The sequence below is a fragment of the Bradyrhizobium sp. HKCCYLRH2047 genome, from assembly GCF_051168175.1.
In the GTDB taxonomy this organism is placed as follows: domain Bacteria; phylum Pseudomonadota; class Alphaproteobacteria; order Rhizobiales; family Xanthobacteraceae; genus Bradyrhizobium.
This window is the reverse complement of sequence record NZ_JBNPUM010000005.1, coordinates 431,600-453,699: the sequence shown is the minus strand read 5'-3', so window position 1 is coordinate 453,699 and position 22,100 is coordinate 431,600. Positions and strand designations below refer to the sequence as shown.

General features: G+C 67.2%; 21 protein-coding genes. 13 read left to right on the top strand and 8 right to left on the bottom strand.

The features are described from left to right. Positions 1 to 25: 25 nt before the first annotated feature. The 8 genes from ACQR1D_RS15350 to ACQR1D_RS15315 all read left to right on the top strand — a co-directional run bounded on the left by ACQR1D_RS15350 (position 26) and on the right by ACQR1D_RS15315 (position 8,217). Positions 26 to 619 (top strand): hypothetical protein, encoded by a 594-nt coding sequence (locus ACQR1D_RS15350; RefSeq protein ID WP_315800340.1) that lies wholly within the window; start codon positions 26 to 28, stop codon positions 617 to 619. A gap of 276 nt (positions 620 to 895) precedes the next feature. Next, complete coding sequence (locus tag ACQR1D_RS15345) at positions 896 to 1,480, top strand: NnrU family protein (protein ID WP_315800339.1); 585 nt, start codon at positions 896 to 898, stop codon at positions 1,478 to 1,480. A gap of 2 nt (positions 1,481 to 1,482) precedes the next feature. Then, complete coding sequence (gene panB / locus ACQR1D_RS15340) at positions 1,483 to 2,307, top strand: 3-methyl-2-oxobutanoate hydroxymethyltransferase (RefSeq protein ID WP_316180976.1); 825 nt, start codon at positions 1,483 to 1,485, stop codon at positions 2,305 to 2,307. Positions 2,308 to 2,472: 165 nt separating this feature from the next. Then, positions 2,473 to 4,065 carry a class I adenylate-forming enzyme family protein gene (locus ACQR1D_RS15335; protein ID WP_316180974.1) on the top strand — a complete coding sequence of 531 codons (1,593 nt, stop codon included), beginning with the start codon at positions 2,473 to 2,475 and terminating at the stop codon, positions 4,063 to 4,065. A gap of 177 nt (positions 4,066 to 4,242) precedes the next feature. Beyond that, on the top strand, positions 4,243 to 4,896 hold the full coding sequence (locus ACQR1D_RS15330) for a tetratricopeptide repeat protein (protein ID WP_316180972.1): 654 nt from the start codon (positions 4,243 to 4,245) through the stop codon (positions 4,894 to 4,896). 45 nt (positions 4,897 to 4,941) lie between these two features. Beyond that, positions 4,942 to 5,478: a hypothetical protein gene (locus tag ACQR1D_RS15325; protein WP_316180971.1), complete on the top strand. Its 537-nt coding sequence runs from the start codon at positions 4,942 to 4,944 to the stop codon at positions 5,476 to 5,478. Between the two features lie 82 nt (positions 5,479 to 5,560). Continuing rightward, entirely contained in the window at positions 5,561 to 6,931 is a 1,371-nt protein-coding gene (der, locus tag ACQR1D_RS15320; protein ID WP_316180969.1) for a ribosome biogenesis GTPase Der, read from the top strand. 29 nt (positions 6,932 to 6,960) lie between these two features. Continuing rightward, entirely contained in the window at positions 6,961 to 8,217 is a 1,257-nt protein-coding gene (locus tag ACQR1D_RS15315; RefSeq protein WP_316180968.1) for a TCR/Tet family MFS transporter, read from the top strand. Between the two features lie 88 nt (positions 8,218 to 8,305). Here the strand turns inward: ACQR1D_RS15315 and ACQR1D_RS15310 are convergent, their stop codons facing one another. Together ACQR1D_RS15310 and ACQR1D_RS15305 are read right to left on the bottom strand one after the other, a co-directional pair. Next, positions 8,306 to 9,532 carry an ABC transporter substrate-binding protein gene (locus ACQR1D_RS15310; protein WP_315800332.1) on the bottom strand — a complete coding sequence of 409 codons (1,227 nt, stop codon included), beginning with the start codon at positions 9,530 to 9,532 and terminating at the stop codon, positions 8,306 to 8,308. Between the two features lie 251 nt (positions 9,533 to 9,783). Next, positions 9,784 to 10,443, bottom strand: a complete 660-nt coding sequence (locus ACQR1D_RS15305; RefSeq protein ID WP_316180966.1) for a TetR/AcrR family transcriptional regulator — start codon at positions 10,441 to 10,443, stop codon at positions 9,784 to 9,786. A gap of 160 nt (positions 10,444 to 10,603) precedes the next feature. Between ACQR1D_RS15305 and ACQR1D_RS15300 the strand changes: the two genes are divergently transcribed. From ACQR1D_RS15300 to ACQR1D_RS15290, 3 genes are read left to right on the top strand one after another with little or no spacing between them, the layout of a single operon-like run. Beyond that, entirely contained in the window at positions 10,604 to 11,536 is a 933-nt protein-coding gene (locus ACQR1D_RS15300; RefSeq protein ID WP_315800330.1) for a DUF3313 family protein, read from the top strand. Beyond that, a complete protein-coding gene (locus ACQR1D_RS15295) occupies positions 11,533 to 12,774 on the top strand; it encodes a patatin-like phospholipase family protein (RefSeq protein WP_316180964.1) in 1,242 nt (413 codons plus the stop codon). Before ACQR1D_RS15300 ends, ACQR1D_RS15295 begins: the two co-directional genes overlap by 4 nt. Positions 12,775 to 12,809: 35 nt before the next feature. Continuing rightward, entirely contained in the window at positions 12,810 to 13,112 is a 303-nt protein-coding gene (locus ACQR1D_RS15290; RefSeq protein WP_316180963.1) for a hypothetical protein, read from the top strand. 227 nt (positions 13,113 to 13,339) lie between these two features. Here the strand turns inward: ACQR1D_RS15290 and ACQR1D_RS15285 are convergent, their stop codons facing one another. The 5 genes from ACQR1D_RS15285 to ACQR1D_RS15265 all read right to left on the bottom strand — a co-directional run bounded on the left by ACQR1D_RS15285 (position 13,340) and on the right by ACQR1D_RS15265 (position 18,906). Continuing rightward, the gene (locus tag ACQR1D_RS15285) at positions 13,340 to 14,086 is read right to left on the bottom strand and encodes an SDR family NAD(P)-dependent oxidoreductase (RefSeq protein ID WP_316180961.1); all 747 of its coding nucleotides are present in this window, start codon (positions 14,084 to 14,086) and stop codon (positions 13,340 to 13,342) included. A gap of 207 nt (positions 14,087 to 14,293) precedes the next feature. After that, positions 14,294 to 15,838, bottom strand: a complete 1,545-nt coding sequence (gene purF, locus ACQR1D_RS15280) for an amidophosphoribosyltransferase (RefSeq protein WP_434839991.1) — start codon at positions 15,836 to 15,838, stop codon at positions 14,294 to 14,296. 23 nt (positions 15,839 to 15,861) lie between these two features. Further along, complete coding sequence (locus ACQR1D_RS15275) at positions 15,862 to 16,488, bottom strand: CvpA family protein (RefSeq protein WP_315712460.1); 627 nt, start codon at positions 16,486 to 16,488, stop codon at positions 15,862 to 15,864. Positions 16,489 to 16,661: 173 nt separating this feature from the next. After that, on the bottom strand, positions 16,662 to 18,161 hold the full coding sequence (gene radA / locus ACQR1D_RS15270; RefSeq protein ID WP_315800325.1) for a DNA repair protein RadA: 1,500 nt from the start codon (positions 18,159 to 18,161) through the stop codon (positions 16,662 to 16,664). A 19-nt stretch (positions 18,162 to 18,180) separates the two neighbouring features. After that, positions 18,181 to 18,906, bottom strand: a complete 726-nt coding sequence (locus ACQR1D_RS15265) for a sulfite exporter TauE/SafE family protein (protein WP_434839992.1) — start codon at positions 18,904 to 18,906, stop codon at positions 18,181 to 18,183. Positions 18,907 to 19,222: 316 nt separating this feature from the next. Here ACQR1D_RS15265 and ACQR1D_RS15260 point away from each other — a divergent pair, with 316 nt between their 5' ends. Continuing rightward, the gene (locus ACQR1D_RS15260) at positions 19,223 to 19,486 is read left to right on the top strand and encodes a hypothetical protein (RefSeq protein WP_431335596.1); all 264 of its coding nucleotides are present in this window, start codon (positions 19,223 to 19,225) and stop codon (positions 19,484 to 19,486) included. Positions 19,487 to 19,689: 203 nt separating this feature from the next. Beyond that, a complete protein-coding gene (locus ACQR1D_RS15255; protein WP_434839993.1) occupies positions 19,690 to 20,508 on the top strand; it encodes an LssY C-terminal domain-containing protein in 819 nt (272 codons plus the stop codon). A gap of 15 nt (positions 20,509 to 20,523) precedes the next feature. Here the strand turns inward: ACQR1D_RS15255 and ACQR1D_RS15250 are convergent, their stop codons facing one another. Then, positions 20,524 to 22,095, bottom strand: a complete 1,572-nt coding sequence (locus ACQR1D_RS15250) for an MFS transporter (protein ID WP_434839994.1) — start codon at positions 22,093 to 22,095, stop codon at positions 20,524 to 20,526. Between the last annotated feature and the right edge of the window lie 5 nt (positions 22,096 to 22,100).

Here is a 22,100-nt window from a genome sequence, read left to right as displayed (position 1 = left end):
GAGTCCATTCCAGCCCGAGAGTCCCATGCTCCGTGTCGTCGTGCTCGTCCTGTTGATGGTGGCCGCTCCGGCCACCGCCGACGCGCGCCGCCAGCAGATCAATCCGGTGCCGTTCGCGCACACACCGTGCAGCGTGCTCGACGAGGGACCATGCACGCCGTCGTTCTGCAGCGTCTACGGGCCGTGGCCGTGCATTCCCGAGATGAACTATCCCTATGGCCAGAACCTGCAACTGACCATCGAGAGCCGGCCCGCCAAGGATCAGGAAGCCAAATATCAGAAGCCGGATCACGATCTCGACACGATCGGCGATCTGTTCGCAGCGCTGCGTGCATGCTGGACGCCGCCGCCGGAGGACAACGCCCGCGCCGGGATGCAGATGACGGTGCGCTTCAGCTTCAAGCGGACCGGCGAGATGATCGCGCCGCCGCGCGTGACCTTCGCAACATCAGGCGCCCCGGCCGACACGCGTGCGACCTATCTGAAGACGATCAATGCCTCGCTCGACGGCTGCCTGCCGCTGAAGTTCACAAAAGGGCTGGGCGGCGCGCTCGCCGGCCGGCCGATCGCGATCCGCTATGTCGAGAATCGTGATCTGAAGAACACGTCGGAGCGGTGATGGCTTCGCCCGCTGGGCACGACCTCTCGACCGCCCCGTGTCTCGCGCCCATCGTCATTCCGGGGCGACGCGTTAGCGTCGAACCCGGAATTTCGCGATTGCCTGCAAGAACGCAAGCCAATCTCGAGATTCCGGGTTCGGCTCTTCGAGCCGCCCCGGAATGACGGCTGAGGCGCTTGGCGCCTCACCTCGAAAATGCAGGCCACGTTGCGAGGCCGCCCCCGGAAATGATACCGGTGCCCACGCACAGGTCGCGTGCAAGCGAAGGGGGATGCCGTGGGACTTCTGGTGATGGTGGTGGGGCTGGTGCTGTTTCTCGGCGCCCATGTGTTCACGACCCGGCGCGAGGCGCGCGCGCAGGTCATCGCGCGGCTGGGCGAGGGCACGTACAAGCTGGTCTACACGGTCGTGGCCCTTGCCGGCCTCGTCCTGATCGTGTGGGGCTTTGCCGATTACCGCAGCGGCGGCTGGATCCAGGTCTGGACGCCGCCGAAGGCGCTCAAGCACATCAATCTCGCGCTGATGCTGCCGGCCGTCATCATGGTGGTCGCCGCCTACATCCGCGGCCGCATCTACACCGTGCTGAAGCACCCCATGCTGGCGGGCGTGAAGCTGTGGGCGTTCGGGCATCTGCTCGCCAATGGCGACCTCGGCGGCATCATCCTGTTCGGCTCGATCCTGGCCTGGGCGGTGTTCGACCGCATTTCGCTGAAGCGGCGCGCTGACGCCGGCGGCCCACCGATCCCGGTCGGCGGCGTCGGCAACGACGTGATCGCGGTGGTGGTCGGCATCGTCGTCTATCTGGCGCTGGCCTTCGCGTTCCATCCCGTCGTGCTCGGCATTCCGGTCATTGGGGGGTAGCGATGTCGGTGCAGTCGACGGTCCGCCGAAAGACGGCTCCCGAGATCCGCGCCCGCAAGGGCGGCGAGCCGATCGTGATGCTGACGTCCTACCACGCCCATACCGCGGCGCTGGTCGATCGCCATTGCGATGTGATCCTGGTCGGCGATTCCCTTGGGAACGTGATGCACGGTTTCGAGACCACCGTGCCGGTGACCCTGGAGATGATGATCCTGCAGGGCCGCGCCGTGATGCGTGGTTCGCGCCAGGCGCTGGTGGTGGTCGACATGCCGTTCGGCTGCTACGAGGCGTCGAAGGAGCAGGCGTTTCATGCGGCGGTGCGGATCCTGAAGGAGACGCAATGCGGCGCGGTCAAGCTCGAGGGCGGGGTGCGGATGGCCGAGACGGTGGCCTTCCTCAGCGAGCGCGGCATTCCGGTGATGGGCCATGTCGGCCTGACGCCGCAATCGATCAACACGCTCGGCTCGTTCCGCGCGCAGGGCCGCGACGAGGCGGATTGGGCCGCGATCGAGAGCGACGCTGCGGCGATCGCGCAGGCTGGCGCGTTCTCGGTTGTGATCGAGGCCGTGGCCGAGCCGCTGGCGCGCAAGATCAACCAGCAGATCGCGATCCCCACCATCGGCATCGGCGCCAGCGCCGCCTGCGACGGCCAGGTGCTGGTGCTGGAGGACATGCTCGGCCTGTCGCCACGCGCGCCGAAATTCGTCCGCCGCTACGGCAATCTCGGTCCGGCGATCGACGAGGCGGTCGAGCGCTACGCGGCCGACGTGCGTAGCCGTGTGTTTCCGGCGGCGGAACATGTCTACGGCATGAAGTCCAAGACCTGACGGGCGCCTCTCGCTTGGTCGTCGCGTTGCAGCCGTGATGCGCGCGGCGGCACTGCGCTATCTCCGGCGCTGCCGGAGATAGCCAAGCGCATCGCCCGATGGTTATGCTTGGCTGGTCCGCATCGCGGCAAACAACGACAAAAAAGCCAAGCTCGGGGAAATGCCATGGACTGGTCGACCTATGTGACGCCGCCGATGCGGCGCGAAGCCCGTTTTGGCGATCGCGTGGTGCCGCTGTTCACGGAGCGGCCGGCGAACATCTGGGCCATGGTCGAGGAGGCCGCGGCGCGCAACGGCGACGGCGAGGCGCTGGTCTGCGGGGCCGTGCGGCTGTCATGGCGCGAGGTCGCCGAGGCCGCCGCGCGGATCGCCGGCGGGCTGCAGGCGAGGGGCCTGCGCCAGGGCGATCGGCTGGCGCTGCTGCTCGGCAACCGCATCGAGTTCGTGCTCACGCTGTTCGCTGCCGCCAAGCTCGGGCTGATCACGGTGCTGCTGTCGACGCGGCAGCAGACCCCGGAAATCGCCTATGTGCTGAAGGATTGCGGCGCCAAGCTGCTGCTGCACGAGGCGGCACTGGCGGACCGGTTGCCGGCTGCTGCAGAGACGCCGGAGCTGGCGGGGCGCATTGCCGTCGATGATCGTCCAGCGCGATCGGATTTTGCAGCGCTGGCCGATCATGCCGCGCACGAGGCTCGGGTCGAGGTGGCGGAAGAGGACACCGCGATGATCCTCTACACCTCCGGAACCACCGGTCGGCCGAAAGGCGCGATGCTCGCCCATTGCAACATCATCCACTCCTCGATGATCTACGAGGCCTGCCTGGGGCTGACGCCAGCCGACCGCTCGATCGCCGCGGTGCCGCTCGGCCATGTCACCGGCGTCGTCGCCAACATCACCAGCATGGCGCGCTGCGCCGGCACCTTGATCATCATGCCGGAGTTCAAGGCCGGCGAGTATCTGAAGCTCGCCGCGCGCGAGCGCGTGACCTACACGGTCATGGTCCCGGCGATGTACAATCTCTGCCTGCTGCAGCGCGACTTCGACAGCCACGATCTCTCGTCGTGGCGGATCGGCGGCTTCGGCGGCGCGCCGATGCCGGTCGCGACCATCGAGCGGCTGGCCGCCAAGATCCCGGGTCTGCGGCTGGTCAATGCCTATGGCTCGACCGAGACCACCTCGCCGGCAACGTTGATGCCCTCGGATCTGACCGCGCGCCATATCGACAGCGTCGGGCTGCCGTGTCCAGGGGCCAGCATCCTGGTCATGGACGGGGAGGGGCGGGAACTGCCGCGCGGCGAGATCGGGGAGATCTGGATCGGCGGCGGCCAGGTCATCAGGGGCTACTGGAACAATCCCAAGGCCACGGCCGAGAGCTTCACCGCCGGCTATTGGCATTCCGGCGATCTCGGCTCCGTCGACGCCGACAATTTCGTCCGGGTGTTCGACCGGCAGAAGGACATGATCAACCGCGGCGGTCTGAAGATCTACTCGGCCGAGGTCGAATCGGTGCTGGCGAGCCATCCGGCGGTGGTCGAGAGCGCGATCGTCGCCCGGCCATGTCCCGTGCTCGGCGAGCGCGTGCACGCGGTGGTCGTGACCCGCGAGCCGATCAGCGCCGAGGCGCTGCGCAGCTGGTGTGCCGAGCGGGTCTCGGATTACAAGGTTCCGGAAACCCTGACCGTGACCGCGGACCCCCTGCCGCGCAACGCCAACGGCAAGGTGATGAAACGGCAGTTGCGCGAAGCCTTGACGGCGTGATAGCCGCGTTCGGACCCTGTGGCAGAACCGGGGAGTAACGCCTTGATTCGGCTGGACTCGCCTTGCCACCGCCATGCCGATGCGGTATCGGCGCCGGCGCGTGGGCAACGGGCCGCTCGCGCGGCCCTTCGAAGCCATGCGCGCGCGTTCGCAGCGAACCTGACTGGATGTCCTTAGGTGTCTGATTTTATTGATGAAGTAGACGAGGAGGTCCGCCGGGAACAGCTCAAGAAGCTGTGGGACCGCTACTCGATCTTGATCATCGCCCTGGCCGTGCTGATCATCGCCGGCGTTGGCGGCTGGCGCGGCTACCAATACCTGGAAGGCCAGAAGGCGGCCGAGGCGGGCTCGGCCTTCAACAAGGCCCTCGAGCTCTCCGAGCAGAACAAGCATGCCGAGGCGGAAAAGGCCTTTGCGGATGTCGCGGCCACGGCCCCATCGGGATACCGCACGCTGGCCCGCTTCCATCAGGCCGCAGAGGCCGCCATGCGCGACAAGGCGGCGGCCGTGAAGCTCTATGACGAGCTTGCTGCCGACCGCAGCATCGGGGCCGAGCAGCAGTCGATGGCGCGGCTGCGCGCGGCAGGCCTGCTGGCCGATACGGCACCTTACGCGGACCTCAAGCAGCGCCTCGAAGGCGAAACGGCGCCTGGTGCGCCGTTCCGCCACGCGGCCCGCGAATTGCTGGCGCTGTCGGCGTGGAAGGCCAATGATGCCGCCGCGACCCGTCAATGGCTCGACATGATTGCGCTGGATGGTGAAACCCCGCCGGGCCTGCGCTCGCGCGCCGAAGCGCTGCAGGCGCTGTTGCCTGCAGTCGCCAAGAGCTGATCGCGAACCTCGCGACGGCGAACCGAGTTGATTGGAACGACGATCATGCGCCGCCCCCAACGTGTCATTGCCCTCACGGTCCTCGTTGCGCTTTCCGGCGTGCTGGGCGGCTGCGCGAGCGGGGGAAGCTTCGACCCCTCGGACATGCTCGACTTCCTGGACACCAAGAAGAAGCTGCCGGGTGACCGCAAGCCGGTGTTCCCGGAGGGCGTGCCCGGCCTCGAGCAGGGCGTGCCGAAGGAGCTCTACAAGGGCGCGCAGCAGCAGCCGGTGGCTGATCCGGGCGCCCAGGAGGCGATGCCGGCACCCCCGGTCGAGGAGCCCAAGGGGAAAAAGGGCGCCAAGGGCCGCCAGCAGGCCGCCGTGAGCAACCCGACCACGGCCGATCCGCAGGATGGCGAGGCCGCCGCGGTCGAGGAGGGTGCCGCCGCCGTTCCGCCGGCGCCGAAGCCGAAGAAGATCGTGCGCCGCCGCACCACCGCACCGCCGGCGGATGACACGGCCGCGGCGCAGCCGCCGGCCGCCCAGCGCTCCGGCGGCGGCTTCCCGGCGCCGATGCCGAGCGGCTCCTTCAGCCGTTAATCTCAGTCGCGAATCGGCCGATCGCCCGTTCGGTTTTGCGGCCGAATGCGCTAAAGCTGCGCGCTCACGCGCACGGATCATCATGCCCTTCACCATCGCCATCATCGGCCGGCCCAATGTCGGCAAGTCGACCCTGTTCAACCGTCTGGTCGGGCAGAAGCTGGCGCTCGTCGACGACATGCCGGGCGTCACGCGCGACCGCCGCGAGGGCGAGGCCAAGCTCTTCGATCTCCATTTCACGATCATCGACACCGCCGGCCTCGACGAGGGGCCGAAGGGCTCGCTGACCGCGCGCATGCAGGAGCAGACGGAAACCGCGATCGCGCTCGCCGACGCGCTGTTCTTCGTGATCGATGCCCGCATCGGCTTGACGCCCGCCGACCGCGCCTTCGCGGATTTCGCCCGCCGCGCCGACAAGCCGGTGCTGCTGCTCGCCAACAAGAGCGAGGGCAAGCATGGTGAACTCGGCGCGATGGAATCCTACGCGCTCGGCCTCGGCGATCCGATCCAGATCTCCGCCGAGCACGGCGAAGGCATGGGCGAGCTCTATGACGCCGTCAGCAAGCTGGTGCCGCCCACGGAAGACGAGGACGACGAGCGTGAGGAGACGGACGAGGAGCGCGCCGCACGTCCGATCCGCGTCGCCATCGTCGGCCGTCCCAATGCCGGCAAGTCGACGCTGATCAACCATCTGCTCGGCGAGGAGCGGCTGCTGACCAGCCCCGAGGCCGGCACGACGCGCGATTCGATCGCGGTCGAAATCGAGTGGAAGGGCCGCGGCTTCCGTATCTTCGACACCGCAGGCCTGCGCCGGCGCTCGCGCATCGAGGAGAAGCTCGAGAAGCTGTCGGTGGCGGACGCGCTGCGGGCGGTGCGCTTCGCCGAGGTGGTCGTGCTGATGATGGATGCGCAGAACCGCTTCGAGGAGCAGGATCTGCGCATCGCCGACCTGATCGAGCGCGAGGGTCGCGCGCTCGTCATCGCGGTCAACAAATGGGACCTGATGGAGGCCAAGCCGGGCCAGATCTCGATGCTGCGCCGCGACGCCGACCATTGGCTGCCGCAGGTCGCCGGCGCGCCGATCGTGGCGGTGTCGGGCCTGATGGGCGAGGGCATCGACCGGCTGATGCAGGCGATCGTCGAGGCCTACGCGGTCTGGAACCGGCGCGTGCCGACCGCGGCGCTGAACCGCTGGTTCGAGGGGGCGATCGCCGACAATCCGCCGCCGGCGGTGTCGGGCCGCCGGCTCAAGCTGAACTACATCACCCAGACCAAGGCGCGGCCGCCGAGCTTCGTGCTGTTCTGCTCGCGCGCCGACGCGATCCCGCAATCCTACTTGCGCTATCTCACCAACTCGATGCGCGAGACCTTCGAGCTGCCGGGCACGCCGGTGCGCATCACCCTGCGCGAGAAGGCCAACCCGTTCGCGCACAAGCGCAAGCGGCCGAACTGATCGGTCGCGGTAGCGGAAGCGGTCCGGCCATGGAAGCAAGCCCGCCGAGCGTCGCGACCGAAAATGCGCCGCCCCCACGTCGCGGCGCGGTCGCCTTCATCTTCGTCACCATCCTGCTCGACATGCTCGCGCTCGGGCTGATCATGCCGATCCTGCCGAAGCTGATCGAGAGCTTCGTCGGCAACGACACCGCGCAGGCGGCACGCATCTTCGGGCTGTTTGGCACCGCGTGGGCGCTGATGCAGTTCGTGTTTTCGCCGGTGCTCGGCAGCCTGTCCGACCGCTTCGGCCGGCGGCCGGTGATCCTGCTGTCGAACTTTGGCCTCGCCGCCGACTATGTGCTGATGGCGCTGGCGCCGTCGCTCGCCTGGCTGTTCGTCGGGCGGCTGATCTCCGGCGTCACCTCGGCCAGCATCTCCACTGCCTTCGCCTATATCGCCGACCTGACGCCGCCGGACCGCCGCGCCGCGATCTTCGGCCGCATCGGCGCGGCGTTCGGCGCGGGCTTCGTGCTCGGGCCTGCCACCGGCGGGCTGTTGGGCGACATCGATCCGCGGCTGCCGTTCTGGGCGGCCGCGGGGCTCAGCTTCGCCAACGCGCTCTACGGCTTCCTGGTGCTGCCGGAGTCGCTGAGGCCGGAGCGGCGCAGTCCATTCCGGTGGCGAACGGCCAATCCGCTCGGGGCGCTGCGGCTGCTGGCATCGGACCGCATCCTGGCCGGACTGTCGACCGTGAACTTCATCACCCAGCTCGCCCATGTCGTGCTGCCGTCGACCTTCGTACTGTACGCGACCTATCGCTACGGCTGGGACACGCGCACCGTCGGCCTCACATTGGCGATGGTCGGCGTCTGCGCGATGATCGTGCAGGGCGGCGCGGTCGGGCTGATCGTGCGCGTGTTCGGCGAGCGCGGCGCGCTGATGCTGGGGCTATCCGCGGGGCTGGTCGGCTTCTTCATTTTCGGCGTGGCGCCGACCGGACCGCTGAGCTGGCTGGGCATTCCCGTGATGGCGCTGTGGGGCGTCTCGGGCGCGGCGCTGCAGGCGCTGATGACCCGGCTGGTGGCGCCGGACAAGCAGGGCCAGCTCCAGGGCGCGACATCGAGCGTGCAGAGCGTGGCCCAGCTCACGGGGCCGTTCCTGTTCACGCTGAGCTTCGCCTATTTCATCGGGGCCACCGCGCCCGTGCATCTGCCCGGCGCGCCGTTCCTGCTGGCCTCGGGGCTGATGATCGTCGCGATCGTGATCGCGCTGCGGACGCTCGCGAAAGCGAAGGCCGCCTCCTGACATCATCCCGATGCGCGCGACGGCGCATCGGAAATGGGCGTGAGTCCGGACTGATGCTGGCGCGCCAGCCCGGACCGATGCGGGACGATTACTTCTTCACCAGCGGGCACTCGCTGGCCTCGAGCGGCTTGGCGGCGTCCTCGGCCGGGATCGTCGCGATCAGCTTGTAGTAGTCCCACGGATATTTGGACTCTTCCGGCTTCTTGACCTCGAACAGATAGGCCGGGATCAGGCGGCGTCCGTCGGCGCGCAGCGGGCCCTTGCCGAACAGCGGATCGTCGGTCGGGATCTCCTTCATCTTGGCCACGACCTTGGCGCCGTCATGCGGATTGCCGCCCATCGCGTCCAGCGCCTTGAGGTAATGCAGCGTGCCGGCATAGACGCCGGCGACCGTCATCGACGGCATAGTGCCCTTTGGCGACACCTTCTGGAAACGCTTGGACCATTCGCGGGTCTTGTCGTTGAGATCCCAGTAGAACGACTCGGTGAAGGTCAGGCCCTGCGCCACCTTCAGGCCCAGCGCATGCACGTCGTTGACGAACAGCAGCAGCGCGGCGAGCTTCTGGCCACCCTGGACGATGCCGAATTCGGCGGCCTGCTTGATCGCGTTGGTGGTGTCGCCGCCGGCATTGGCAAGGCCGATGACCTTGGCCTTGGACGACTGCGCCTGCAGCAGGAAGGAGGAGAAGTCGGCGGTGTTGAGCGGGTGCTTGACGGAGCCGAGCACCTTGCCGCCATTGGCGGTGACGACCGCCGAGGTGTCGCGCTCCAGCGCATGGCCGAACGCGTAGTCGGCGGTGAGGAAGAACCAGCTGTCGCCGCCGGCCTTGGTCAGCGCCTTGCCGGTGCCGTTCGCCAGCATGTAGGTGTCGTAGGTGTAGGAGATGGTGTTGGCGTTGCAGGCCTTGCCGGTGAGGTCGGCGCTCGCGCCGCCGGAATTGATCAGGACCGAGTTCTTCTCCTTGACCAGATTGGAGATGGCCAGAGCAACGCCGGAATTCGGCGTGTCCATGATCACGTCGACCTTCTGGGTGTCGATCCACTGCCGGCCGATATTGACGCCGATGTCGGGCTTGTTCTGGTGGTCGCCGCTGATGACCTCGATGGTCCAGCCCTTGGCCTTCATGCCGGAATCTTCGACCGCCATGTTGACGGCTGCGACCGAGTTCGGTCCGCCGATGTCGGCATAGAGGCTGGACATGTCGTTGAGCACGCCGATCTTGACGACCTTGTCGTCGGCGAAGGCGGAGCCGGCAAAGCTGAGCGTGGTGGCGGCAAGCAGCGCGGCCATCCGCCGCGCCTGAGACGTCGTCATCAAAGTCCTCCCTGGTGTCGTGTCACGGCGGGGCTTCTTGGGCGCCCCTTGCCGTCTGTCTCCCTGGATAGCCGGTCTTGTGAGTTGCGGCAATGTGCCAAAAGGCGCGAGGCGCGCCCAAGGTTTGTGCGTTTCGCTTGAGCGTTAACGCTGGGCGTACAGGCCCTGCAAGAATACCGTTGCTCATCATGAGGCCCGTGACCGACGCCTTCCACGATCAGGTCATGCTCGGCTGAGCACGGCGCGGTAGCTCATGAGGGCTCGACGATGGGCGTCGAGCCGCGGGCCTTTCTGGTCTTGTCGCCGACCGGCGAGGGGGCTGCGGGCGGCCGCAGGAAGCGCGTCAGCATGATGCGCAGATGTGCGGTGCTCTTCTTGATGTCGACGTTCGGATTCCGGATCGGCAGCGCGCGTGCGCCGTCGACGATCGCGAACAGAATATTGGCGGTCGATTCGGGATCAAGGCGGGGATCGACGTCGCCGCGCCGCTGCGCCTTGATGAGAAAATCGACCAGCAGCGCCCGCATCGCGCGCGCATGGGCGTGGACGATGGCGGCAAAATCGGCATTGCGGCAGGCCTCGGCCAACGCCTCGGCGCTGAGGACCTGGGCCTGCGGCTGATGAATGCTGGTGCTCTCGAGCTCCTGCACCAGGGCGTCGATCACGTCGGGTGAGGCCAGGATCGCCTGGAGGCGCGCTGCGGCGTGGCTCAGGTTCTGGTCGACCAGCGCCTGGATCATCGCCTCCTTGCTGGGGAAGTAGTGGTAGAGGTGGCCTGGGCTGATCTTGGCGGCGGCGCAGATGTCGGTGGTGCTGGCGCCGTGAAAACCGTTCCGGACGAAGCACGACAACGCCGCCTGGAGAATCTCCCGGCGCTTCTGCTCGTGCTTGACCGGATCGACCTTTCTCATCACGCGTCTCTCATCACACGTCCTGTCGGGCCAACTCTCGCCACATTCGCGGTCTCCGCCAACTGCTTGTAATATAAAATAATATTTCGCGCCGCTCTAATCTAGAGAATTTGATCTAGTTTAGTTGGACAAGCGTTTCGGCTTGTGAGACTTAATTAGAGTGAGCTATCTATCAATGGGTCTCGCCGGTAAGATGCGCCTCGCCCCGCTGAAGTCGACGGCCCTGATTTCCCTGGCGCTGGCAACGGCCGGCTGCGCCACCGCTCCGCTGGAGCGGGCCGGCTCGCTCAAGAATTACGATCGTCTCGCCGACGCCAATGGCTTGGTGACGCGCGCGCAGATCAAGGCGAACAAGAAGGAGCTGCTCGAGGCCAGGACGATCCGGATCGAGCCGACCGCGTTTCCGCCGCGTCCCGACATCGCCTTCGACGAGAACGAGCGCAAGCTGGTCGCCAACGCCATCAGCCGGGAAATGTGCCTGCGGCTCAGCGAGCGCTTCCGCATCGTTGCGCTCGGCGAGGAGGCGGATCTGACGATCAAGGCGACCGTCACTCACGCCACGGCGACCAACGCGACCGCCTCGGCCGCCTCGCAGGCGGCGTCGATCGCCAAGAGCGTCGCGCTGCCGGGCGTCCCGGTGCCGGTGCCACGGTTGCCGGTCGGGCTCGGCACGCTGTCCGTCGAGGCCGAGGCGCGCGATTTCGCCGGCTTCCAGAAGGCCGCGATGGTGTGGGCGCGCGGCGCCTCCTCGGTGTCGACCGCCCGCATGGCCAATGACGGCGACGCCTACGACCTCGCTTCGGAGTTCGGCGCCGATTTCGCCAGGCTGGTATCGACCGGCGAGTCGCCGTTCTCCGGCGTCCCGTCGCTGGCCTCGCTGCCTTCGGTGTCGAGCGTGCCCGCCAAGCTTGGCGGCGCTCCCAAATATGCCGCATGTGAGCAGTACGGACGCTTCCCCGGCCTGAAGGGCTTCGTCGGTGCCGGTCTGGGCCTGCCGCCGGGCTGGACCGACAAGGGGGCCGACGAGGTCAAGCCCGGCGTGCCGCCGCCGGCGCCGGAGATCGCAAGCGTGGAGCAGCAAGCGTCGCGATGAAGTCTGCCGCCTCCTTCCGCGCGATGGTTCCGCGTATCCTGCTCGCATGCGCCGCGTCGCTGCTGCTGGCGGCGTGCGCAGCCGTCATGCCGCGCAACGCGCTGCCGGAAGCGGCTGCCGTCAGCGCCGACCCGGTCGGCTTCCGCAACGTGCGCTACTGGGGTGACGAGCCGGCGCCGCGCTTTGCCGAGGCCGCGATGTCGCGCGCCTCGGCCGAAATCCCGATCTCGCGTCCGCTGAATTTCCTCGCGATCTCCGGTGGCGCCGAGAACGGTGCATTCGGCGCCGGGCTGCTGGCCGGCTGGGGCGAGTCCGGCAACCGGCCGTCGTTCGACATGGTGACGGGCGTCAGCTCCGGCGCGCTGATCGCGCCGTTCGTCTTCCTGGGGCGCGAGCACGATGACAAGCTGCGCGAGATCTTCACCGCCTATGAGCGCAAGGACATCTTCACGGTCAACATTCCCGGCCTGCTGCAGGGCTCGGCGCTGGCCGACAACACGCCGTTGTCGCGGCTGATCGAGAAATATGTCGATCGCGAGTTCCTGCGCGATGTCGCGCGCGAGAGCAGCAAGGGCAGGGTGCTGCTGGTCGGCACCACCAATCTCGACGCGCAGCGGCCGGTGCTGTGGGACATGGGCCGCATCGCTGCCGCCGACACGCCCGAGGCGATCGCGCTGTTCCGCCAGGTGCTGCTGGCGTCCGCGACCGTGCCGGGCGCTTTCGCCCCGGTTCGCATCAAGGTGCGGATCGGCGACAAGGATTACGACGAGCTGCATGTCGATGGCGGCGTCACCCGGCAGGTCTTCATCGGCCCGTCGGTGCTGCGTCTCGTCTCCGGCCGCGGCCCGCGCCGGAGCGTGAGCGGCGCGCATCTCTACGTCATCCGCAACGCCCGCATCGATCCGCAATGGGACAGCGTCGGCGCCGACGTGCTCTCGGTGACGCAGCGCTCGCTGTCGACCCTGATCAAGAACCAGGGCATCGGCGACATCTACCGCATCTACTCGGTGGCGAGGTTCAACGGCATCGACTTCAACTTGGCCAGCGTGCCAGCCGATTTCCAGGCCAAGGCCGACGGCCCGTTCGATCGCACCTACATGACCGCGCTGTTCGATCGCGGCTTCGAGATGGGCCGTCGGGGCTATCCCTGGGTGAAGAGCCTGCCCGGGCTGCAATCCAACGAGCATGGCATCACGGCGCAGGGGACCACGCGCACCATGGCAGCGGCCGCGCGATGAGCTTCCGCCGGACCTGCTCGCGATTGACGCGGCCCATGCCCTGGCGTTCAGTGCTCGGGAGCGCGGCGCTGTTGACGTCCGTGCTGCTCGGCGGCTGCGCGACCTCGGGCACGACGCCATCGTCCGACACGGCGCAGTACGGCAACACGTACAACTATCTCCCGGTGAACGACGTGCCGCATGACGAGCAGCGCCCGGTGCTGTCGGTGGAGCAGCAGGAAAAGCTGCGCAAGGAGCTGACGGCGGTGCGCGATCGTCAGGTGCCTGCCGCGGCGAAGCCCGTCCCCGCGAAGCCCGCTGCCGCAAAGCCTGCGGCGGCGAGTCCTGCTCCGAAATAGCTGCCGACGCAGATCGGCTCACAAGTGGTCGGGGCACGAACGGGTTGACGCGTCGTGCGTGAGAGGCGTGGTGCCGACCACGTCCGCCGCTGTCGTCCCGGCGAACGCCGGGACGGATACCGCGTGATGCGTGTTGGGAAAGACGGTCTGCGTCGTCATCGTCGCCCACCACGACCGCCGGTGGCTATCGGTCCGGCGTTCGCCGTACGGTGAGGGGAGCAACGATCTCACGCCGGCGGCTGAAAGCTCTTCAGCGTGCGGGTCTTGTACTCGTACAGTTTGCCGGTCTCGGTCCAGGACGGCAGGCACATCGGCACGATGAAGTCGGCGACCTGCTCGGGCGTCTCGAGCGTCATCGGGTCTTCACCGGGGAAGACCGTGGCGCGCATGCGGGTGCGGATCGGGCCCGGGCTGAACAGGTTGACGCGCAGCGGCGTGCGCTCGGTCTCGTGCGCCCACACCCGCGCCAGCGTCTCCAGCGCGGCCTTGGTGACGGCGTAGGGGCCGAGATAGGCCTGGGCCTTGTGGGCGGCGCCTGAGGTGAGGAACACGGCGCGGCCGGCGTCGGAGGCCTTCAGCAGCGGCTCCATGCAGCGGATCAGCTGGAAGTTGGCTGAGAGGTTGACGGCGACGACGTCGTTCCACGGCTTCAGGTCGATATGGCCGAGCGGCGAGGACGGGCCGGGCACGGCGGCATTGCCGACGAGGATGTCGAGCTTGCCATGGCGCTCATGCAGCGCGGCGCCAAGACGGGCGATGCCGTCGCTGTCGGTCATGCTGAGCGGCACCAGGGTGGCGCCGTTGCCGGTCTCTTTCCGGATCTCGTCGTCGAGCTCCTCCAGCCCGCCCTGGGTGCGGGCGACGGCGACAACATGCGCGCCGGCGCGCGCCAGCGCGCGGGCGGTCGCATGGCCGATGCCGCGCGAGGCGCCGGTGACGAGGGCAATCCGGTTGGCGAGGGGAAGGGTGGTCATGGCCGCTATTCTCTCAGACGTCGTCCGGGCCAGGCGCACGATTGCGCGCCCGGAGCCGGGACCCGTACTCCTCGGCGGTTATGAGGGAGTTGGACCGTCGTGGCTAGTCCTAGCCGCCCAACGATCGCTGGTGGCTATGGTCCTGGCATTCGCAGAGACGACGGGCAACCGCGCATCGCCCCGGAACGACGGCGTGTGGAAAGAGCCTCAGCTCGCTTCCGCCAGCAGCGAGAGCTGCTGCTGGGGCGGCTCGACGAGTGACCGGTCGGTGAGATGGGTCGGATAGCTGCCGGTGAAGCAGTGGTCGGCATATTTCGGCGCTGCCGGGTCGCGGGCGGGCTCACCCATCGCGCGATACATGCCGTCGATCGACAGGAAGGCGAGCGAGTCCGCGCCGATCAGCTGGCGCATCTCCTCGAGCGAATGCGTCGCCGCGAGCAGGCCGCCGCGATCCGGCAGGTCGATGCCGTAATAATCAGGGTAGAGGATCGGCGGCGAGGCCAGGCGGAAATGCACCTCGGTGGCGCCGGCGTCGCGCATCATGCGCACGATCTTGCGCGAGGTGGTGCCGCGCACGAGCGAGTCGTCGATCAGGATGATGCGTTTGCCTTCGATCGCGGCGCGGTTGGCCGAGTGCTTCATGCGCACGCCGGATTCGCGGATCGCCTGGGTCGGCTGGATGAAGGTGCGGCCGACATAGTGATTGCGGATGATGCCGAGCTCGAACGGCACGCCGGAATGCTGGCTGTAGCCGATCGCCGCCGGCACGCCGGAATCCGGCACCGGCACGACGACGTCCACCTCGGGATGGCTCTCGCGCGCGAGCTGCGCGCCGAACGCCTTGCGCACCTCGTAGACCGAGCGGCCGCCGACGACGGAATCGGGACGGGCGAAGTAGATGTATTCGAACACGCAGGGACGTGCCGGCTTCGGCGGGAACGGCTTGTGGCTGTGCGCCCCGGTCTCGTCGAAGATCACGACCTCGCCGGGCTCGATGTCGCGGATGTAGCGCGCGCCGATCATGTCGAGCGCACAGGTCTCCGAGGCCAGGATCGGGCAGCCTTCGAGCTCGCCATAGACCAGCGGACGGATGCCCAGGGGATCGCGGGCGCCGATCAGCTTCTTGTTGGTCATGCAGACCAGCGAGTAGGCGCCTTCGAGCGCGCGCAGCGCCTCGATGAAGCGGTCGATGAAATTGGTGCGGCGGGAATGCGCCACCAGATGCAGGATCACCTCGGTGTCGCTGGTCGACTGCATGATGGCGCCGGCGCGCACCAGCTCGCGGCGGAGCGTGAGACCGTTGGTGAGATTGCCGTTGTGGCCGACGGCGAAGCCGCCGGCATTGAGCTCGGCGAACAGCGGCTGCACGTTGCGCAGGATCGTGGCGCCGGTGGTGGCGTAGCGGACATGGCCGATCGCGGCATTGCCGGGCAGGCGCTCGATCACCTCGCGGCGGGAGAAGGTGTCGCCGACCAGACCGAGGCGGCGCTCGCTGTGGAAGCGCGTGCCATCATAGGACACGATGCCGGCGGCTTCCTGGCCGCGATGCTGGAGCGCATGCAGGCCCAGCGCAGTGATCGCGGCGGCGTCGCTATGCCCATAAATGCCGAACACGCCGCACTCCTCGCGCAGCGTGTCTCCGTCCAAGTCTGGGTCCAGGTCTGGGTCTCTGAGGTAGGCTTGAGGTCCGAAGTCCAGATCCGCGTGAGTATCCGCTTGGGCTTCGCCGGAAGAATCGTGGTGCAGGTCCATCGCGCCTCTCTTCTGGGCTGAGCTCACTTGGCCGCGGGTTTCTCGATCAGCTTCTTCAAGCTGTCGCGGGCAGGCTTGCTGTACCCATCGCCGCCCGCTCCGGGCGACTCGGTGTCAGTCTGGTCGTCGTCCGGCTTGTTCTTCTTGAATTTCTTTAAAATGGTGTTCTCGGGATCATCAGGCAAGAGCGACATCAGCCAATCCCCGGTTCCCTGCAGGACCACGCGGGATTTGGCACCGGTGACCCAGTCCGGGCGCTGCTTGTCCGGCACCAGCCAGCTGAAGAACAGGAAGGCGACCACGACGATCAGCAGGCCACGGCCCAGTCCGAACAGGAATCCGAGGGTGCGATCCAGCGCGCCGATGCGCGAATCGAGAATCATGTCGGAGATCTTGACCGTGATCACCGAGACGATGAGCAGGGTGCCCACGAAAGTACCGGCGACGACGACGACGCTGGCGACGGTATCATTGTTGAAATAGGTCTTCGCGGTCGGCAGCAGCTTGGAGAATGAATAAAGCGTGACCAGGGCGGCCGCGCCCCAGGCCGCGATCGACAGCACCTCGCGCATGAAGCCGCGGACCATCGCGAGCAGCCCCGACACCAGCATCACGCCGAGCAGGATGAGATCGAGGATCGTTATCGGCATCGGCTGCTCAGGTCCGCTTCACAGGTCCAAGGTTCGCTTCGAATCGACGGAGGACCGCCCCTCCAGGTGGAGGACAGCGAGGTTCCCCGGCAAGTCCGGACGCTGCACGATCCCGTGTGGGCGACCGGTTGCGGCGTTGTATAGCGGCGAGTCACGCGAACGTCACGGTCCGGCTAGCCGTCCTGGCGGCGGAATCTCGCTGGTGTGGCATTTTTTTCGGCAGGGCGCGGTCCGCGGCGGCCGTGGTCGCCGTCATCGTCGTCCTGCCGGGTCGTCTCATGGCGGGCACGCGGCGTGCCGCGCGCGGCGATGTCGGCCACCAGGCTGGTCAACCCGCCGACGGTATTGAGGCTGAGCCCGGCGTCGCCGCCGGCCTCGCCGCGGGCGCGCTCCGGCAGCACCACGCGCAGAAAGCCGAGCTTGGCGGCCTCCTTCAGCCGTGCCGAGGTCTGCGCCACCGGTCGGACCGCGCCCGACAGCGAGATCTCGCCGAAATAGACCGCATCGGGCGGCAGCGGCGCGTTGACCAGCGAGGAGACCAGAGCTGCGGCCGCGGCGAGATCCGCCGCCGGCTCGTTGATGCGCAGGCCGCCGGCGACGTTGAGATAGACGTCGTGGCCCGACAGCTTGACGCCGCAATGCGCCTCCAGCACGGCCAGCACCATCGACAGCCGGCTCGGATCCCAGCCGACCACGGCGCGGCGCGGCGTGCCGAGCGAGGTCGGCGCCACCAGGGCTTGGATTTCGACCAGAACAGGGCGGGTGCCCTCGATGCCGGCAAACACCGCCGTGCCGGGGCTGCCGAGATCACGCTCGGACAGGAACAGCTCGGAGGGGTTTGTGACCTCGCGCAGACCCAATCCGGTCATCTCGAACACGCCGATCTCGTCGGTCGGGCCGAAGCGGTTCTTGACCGCGCGCAGGATGCGGAACTGCTGCGATCCCTCGCCCTCGAACGACAGGACAGCATCGACCATGTGCTCGACGACGCGGGGACCTGCGATCTGGCCATCCTTGGTGACGTGGCCGACCAGGATGATGGCCGCGCCGGATTTCTTGGCGAACCTGATCAGCTTCTGCGCCGAGGCGCGCACCTGGGTCACCGTGCCCGGCGCCGATTCGACGGTGTCGGTCCACATCGTCTGGATCGAATCGATCACGATCAGCCGCGGCACGCCGCCCTCGGACAGGGTCGCGATGATGTCCTCGACCGAGGTCTCAGCCGCCAGTTGTACCGGCGCATCCGCAAGCCCGAGGCGCTCGGCGCGCAGCCGCACCTGGGCGACAGCTTCCTCGCCGGAAATGTAGACCGCGCGATGGCCGGCGCGCGCCAGCATCGAGGTCGCCTGGGTCAGAAGCGTCGATTTGCCGATGCCGGGATCGCCGCCGACCAGCAGCACCGAGCCGCGCACGAAGCCGCCGCCGGTGACGCGGTCGAGCTCGGTCATGCCCGACGACAGCCGCGGCGCGTCGATGGTCTTGCCGGTCAGCGATTCCAGCTGGAAGGTGCGGCCCTTGCGCTTGGAGCGCAGCGACACCGGCGCGGAGGTCGCCCCCGTCGTGTCTTCCTCCGCCAGCGTGTTCCACTCGCCGCAGGCCTCGCATTTGCCCTGCCAGCGCGAATAGGCCGCGCCGCAGTTCTGGCAGACGAAGGAGAGCGTGGTCTTGGCCATGAGGTGAGAATCGGTGCGGTCAGGAGTGGGTAGCGTTCCATAACATACTTAGGCCGGCGGCCAGCATGATGCCATCCATCACCACGCGGAACACGTCCGGCTTCATGTGCAGCACGAAGCGCTTGGCGACGAAGGCGCCGGCCATCAGCGAGCCGCCGGCGATCAAACCTTTCAGCAGGATGTCCGGCGTGAGCGCGCCGAAGCGCTGGAAGGTGATGGATTTGGACACGTAGAGCCCAAGCGAACTCGCGGCCTCGGTGGCGAGGAAGGCGCCTTTCGACAGCCCGTAGAACAGGAACAGCGGCACGCTCAGCGGCCCGGTCGAGACCACGATGCCGGTCAAATATCCGATCACCGCACCGCCGATCGCGAGATGCCAGAGGTTGGCCTTGAGGTCGTGCCGCGCAAGCACGTGGCGCAGTGGCACCATCGCCATCAGGAACAGCCCGATGGTGATGTCGACCGCTTGCGACGGCAGGATGAGCAAGGTGCGCGCGCCGAGTGCGGCGGCCGGAATGCCGGTGACCGAATAGGCGGCGCAGGCGCGCCAGTCGACCTCGCGCCACCACGCCAGGATGCGCGACAGGTTCGCCATGACGGCGGCGACCGCCATGATCGGCACGGCCTCCTTCGGCCCGTACTCGTAGGCAAGCACCGGCATCAGCATGATCGACGAGCCGGTGCCGACGATGCCGGACAGTGTGCCGGCGACGAGGCCGACCGCGAGCACGAAGAGGAAGCCCAAGAGTGTCGTCCTCCGGGATGGCCGCGAGATCTGTCCTCCGTCATTGCGAGCGAAGCGACTTGTCCGCCATAGCCCGAAGGGCGACGGCGGAAGCAATCCAGGGCCGCGGGTGCCGCCCTGGATTGCTTCGTCGCTGCGCTCCTCGCAATGACGGAGGATGGTGCGGTGGTTAACGGCTCGTTCGAGCCGACTCGAAATCGGCGATGATTGTGCGGCCGCATCATTAAAAGTTGAAGCGTATTCCTCGCAGGTCCGCTGATGTTCTCGGACGATGACGATGAGCAAAACGCCAATGTCCTTGGAGATGCGGCCGTCCATGACGGCAACCGCCGATGCGGAGTTCCCCTGGTTCACGGCTGCGATGCTGGCCATGGAAGCCGGCGAGGTCATCCGGCTCCGGCTGGAGAAGTTCGCGCGCGGCGAAGCCGATGCGGGCGAGGAGGCGGAACTGATGGTCAGCGAAAAGATCGCCGCAGCCCTGGAGGCGACGGCGAAGCTGATGGCCGGCGCGAGCCCGGCGGCAGTCGTCGATCTCTATCGGGACTATGTCGCGGCCAACGCCGAGCGGCTGTCGGCCTAAGCCTTGCGCAGTCCGATTGCGTTGGACTGCGGACGTCGAGCAACCGAGCGCGGACGAGTTGGTCGAAACCCGCCGACTGGGCGGTTTCGTGCGTCCAGGTGCGGTGTTGCCATTGTGATGAAGATCGGACATTTTGCCGAAACCACCCACTGCTGATCACTTCCTTTCGCCGGACCGATCCAGTGCGACTGCTCATACGCCTCATGCAACGCGTGCTGGTCGCCGGGCTGGGGATCTTCACGGTCTGGCTGATCGTCTTCGTGGTGTTCGAGACCGCGAACCGCAGGCTGCCGTGGATTGCCGCAGTCGGCGTCAGCTACGCGTTCGCGGCCTACGTCGTTCTGCCACGCGTGATCCGGTTAGGTCTCAGGATTCTTCAGACGCGGCGAGTGCCCAGCTACACGATCACGGCTGACGGATTGCCCGGGGACCCGGTCAATCTCGCCCTGGTCGGGACGCTCCAACAGCTTCGCGCGAGCTTCGCTGCGGTCGGTTGGTCTGAAGCGGACCGATTGGGCCTGACGAGCTCCTGGGCCATGATCCGCGCCTTCGTCCTCAATACGCCTTACCCCGCCGCTCCGTTCAGCACGCTCTATCTGTTCGGGCGCGGCCAGGATATCGGCTTTCAGAAAGCCATCGGCAACAGCCCGCGAAAGCGCCATCACGTCAGGTTCTGGGCTGTCGGCCTGGCACACGCAGAGCAAACCTGGAATGCAGGCGATTTCTGGTCCAACGCCGATCAGCCGGCGGTCGATGAATCCGCTCTGTGGGTTGGCGCCGGCACGAAGGACACCGGCCTGTCGTTCACTCGATTGACGTTTCAGGTTACGCACGCCACCGATCCGGATGTCAACGCCGAGCGGGATTACATCATGGCCGAACTGATCAGGACACGATCGATCGAGATCGTGGAGCTGTACAAAGCTGGTCAGAGCCTCCCCGAGCGGGTCAATCACTACGTGACGGACGGAGACATTGCGTTGGCGAGCCTGCTGGTCTCCACCGCAGACGACGGCACATGATTTGCCGTCGTCTGTCTAATGGACACGCTGACGAGCCGCTTTCGATGTCGTCCGTTCTGCCCGGGGCCGGACCAGGAAGGCGGTGCCGAGCAGGACGAGCATCGCCACGCAGACGACCGTCAGGAACGCCTGATCGAAGGCGCGGTGGGCGTGCGAGGTGACGATGGCGGCGAGCTCGGTCGGCAGGCGCCCGGCGGCGATCAGCGCCTCGTCGATGCTGTCGCGCGCAACGGCGGGAATGCCGAGGCCGTCGGGCAGAACCATGAACGCCGTATAGACCCCGGACAGGATGCTTCCGAAAATGCTGATGCCGATGGTGCCGCCGAGCTCGAACGACACCTCCTCGATCGACGCGGCCATGCCTTCGCGGCCTTCGGGCGCGTGATTCATCACGGCGTTGGAGGCGGCCGCGATGGATGCGCCGAGCCCGAGCCCGTTGATCGCGATGCAGGTCAGTTGCAGCGCCAGGCTGGCGTTGTAGCAGATCAGGTAGCCGGCCGCGCCGATGCCGGCGATCAACAGCGCGCCGGACATCGTGGTGGCGGCTCCCACGCGACGGAGCATGAGGCTCGCGAGCGGGCCGCCGATGAATGCCCCCAGCGGGGCCGGCAGGATGTACAATGCCGCCTGCAGCGGCGAGTAGCCGAGGACGAGCTGCAGGCGCTGGCTGATCGCGAGCTCCGTGCCCGCAATGGCAAGTGAAGCCACGATCGCGGTGATCACGCTGAGCGTGAACTCGACGTTTCGGAACAGGGTGAAGTCGAGCAAAGGATCCTCGAGACGCAATTGACGGCGCACGAACACCGTCAACATGATGACTGTCGCGACGGCCGTGCCGGCAAGGACGACATAGGACGACTGGCGACTGCCGAGCTCCTCGACGACGTAGGCGAAGCCGATCAGTCCGGCCATCACCTGCACTGAACCGAGGAGGTCCCAGTCGCGCTCGGCACGATCGGCCGGTGCAGGAATCAGCAGCAGGCCGGCGGCCAGCGCCAGGACGACGAGCGGCACGTTGATCAGAAAGACCGAGCCCCACCAGAAATATTCCAGCAGGACACCGCCGACCAAGGGGCCGACCGCCGCCCCGCTGGACGCAACGGCTCCCCAGATCGCGATAGCGAGCGCCCGTTCGTGGTCATCGGAGAAGGTGATGCGAATGATCGACAGCGTCGCGGGCATCATCAGCGCGGCGCCGATCGCGAGCAGGACGCGTCCGCCAACCAGGATCGTGGCGGTCGGCGAATAGGCGGCGACGACCGAGGCCAGTCCGAAGACGATGAGGCCGGCGACGAATGTCCTCTTGTGCCCGACGCGGTCGCCGAGCGAGCCGAAGCCGGGAAGCAGGCCGGCGACGACGAGCCCGTAGGCCATGACGATCCACAATTTCTCCGAGGCGGTTGCTCCGAGCTCATGGGTCAGGCTGGGCAGCGCCGTATAGAGCACCGTCATGTCGATGACGACGAGCGCCAGCGCGCCGGAGACGGTCAGGAGGATCAGCCAGCGAATGCGCTTCGACGTCGGCGAATCCGCCGGCGGAAGACTCTGTTCAGTCCGCGCATTCGCCATCTCGTGCACCGTCATCATTCCCG

What these genes read in the sequence shown, in the direction of transcription:
- ACQR1D_RS15350 (WP_315800340.1), top strand. Translation starts at nt 26, where the DNA reads ATGCTCCGTGTCGTCGTGCTCGTCCTGTTGATGGTGGCCGCTCCGGCC.
- panB (WP_316180976.1), top strand. Translation starts at nt 1,483, where the DNA reads ATGTCGGTGCAGTCGACGGTCCGCCGAAAGACGGCTCCCGAGATCCGC.
- ACQR1D_RS15335 (WP_316180974.1), top strand. Translation starts at nt 2,473, where the DNA reads ATGGACTGGTCGACCTATGTGACGCCGCCGATGCGGCGCGAAGCCCGT.
- ACQR1D_RS15325 (WP_316180971.1), top strand. Translation starts at nt 4,942, where the DNA reads ATGCGCCGCCCCCAACGTGTCATTGCCCTCACGGTCCTCGTTGCGCTT.
- der (WP_316180969.1), top strand. Translation starts at nt 5,561, where the DNA reads ATGCCCTTCACCATCGCCATCATCGGCCGGCCCAATGTCGGCAAGTCG.
- ACQR1D_RS15315 (WP_316180968.1), top strand. Translation starts at nt 6,961, where the DNA reads ATGGAAGCAAGCCCGCCGAGCGTCGCGACCGAAAATGCGCCGCCCCCA.
- ACQR1D_RS15310 (WP_315800332.1), bottom strand. Translation starts at nt 9,532, where the DNA reads ATGACGACGTCTCAGGCGCGGCGGATGGCCGCGCTGCTTGCCGCCACC.
- ACQR1D_RS15305 (WP_316180966.1), bottom strand. Translation starts at nt 10,443, where the DNA reads ATGAGAAAGGTCGATCCGGTCAAGCACGAGCAGAAGCGCCGGGAGATT.
- ACQR1D_RS15295 (WP_316180964.1), top strand. Translation starts at nt 11,533, where the DNA reads ATGAAGTCTGCCGCCTCCTTCCGCGCGATGGTTCCGCGTATCCTGCTC.
- ACQR1D_RS15290 (WP_316180963.1), top strand. Translation starts at nt 12,810, where the DNA reads ATGCCCTGGCGTTCAGTGCTCGGGAGCGCGGCGCTGTTGACGTCCGTG.
- ACQR1D_RS15285 (WP_316180961.1), bottom strand. Translation starts at nt 14,086, where the DNA reads ATGACCACCCTTCCCCTCGCCAACCGGATTGCCCTCGTCACCGGCGCC.
- purF (WP_434839991.1), bottom strand. Translation starts at nt 15,838, where the DNA reads ATGGACCTGCACCACGATTCTTCCGGCGAAGCCCAAGCGGATACTCAC.
- ACQR1D_RS15275 (WP_315712460.1), bottom strand. Translation starts at nt 16,488, where the DNA reads ATGCCGATAACGATCCTCGATCTCATCCTGCTCGGCGTGATGCTGGTG.
- radA (WP_315800325.1), bottom strand. Translation starts at nt 18,161, where the DNA reads ATGGCCAAGACCACGCTCTCCTTCGTCTGCCAGAACTGCGGCGCGGCC.
- ACQR1D_RS15260 (WP_431335596.1), top strand. Translation starts at nt 19,223, where the DNA reads ATGACGGCAACCGCCGATGCGGAGTTCCCCTGGTTCACGGCTGCGATG.
- ACQR1D_RS15255 (WP_434839993.1), top strand. Translation starts at nt 19,690, where the DNA reads ATGCAACGCGTGCTGGTCGCCGGGCTGGGGATCTTCACGGTCTGGCTG.
- ACQR1D_RS15250 (WP_434839994.1), bottom strand. Translation starts at nt 22,095, where the DNA reads ATGATGACGGTGCACGAGATGGCGAATGCGCGGACTGAACAGAGTCTT.